The sequence below is a fragment of the Vibrio sp. 10N.222.55.C6 genome, assembly GCF_041473395.1.
GTDB lineage: Bacteria > Pseudomonadota > Gammaproteobacteria > Enterobacterales > Vibrionaceae > Vibrio > Vibrio crassostreae_C.
The window spans coordinates 1-216 of sequence record NZ_JBFRSD010000975.1 but is presented as its reverse complement, the minus strand read 5'-3'; the positions used below and the strand labels follow the sequence as shown (position 1 = coordinate 216).

The following is a 216-nucleotide window of genomic DNA, read 5'->3' as shown; positions in this document are numbered from 1 at the left end:
CCGCCCCCATAGGTTTTCCATGCCCAAGTTGATGATTGCTCTTCTTTAAATTTAGGCACCATAGCAGCGCCGACAATTCAACCGTTTTAAGGTTGTGAAACACGACGCGTCCCTTGAAGGATTTACCAACCGGAGCCAGTTCGATTCTCTGAGCGACCTTATCGTTGTCTTTCACATTGGATTCAAGGCCTACTTGCTTAGGAGACTTAGCTATAT

Annotated in this window: 1 protein-coding gene; it reads right to left on the bottom strand. The window is 46.3% G+C overall.

What is annotated here, in order from left to right:
* A partial coding sequence (locus AB4486_RS27135) for a hypothetical protein (RefSeq protein ID WP_372119884.1) occupies window positions 1-216 on the bottom strand: 216 nt, incomplete at both ends.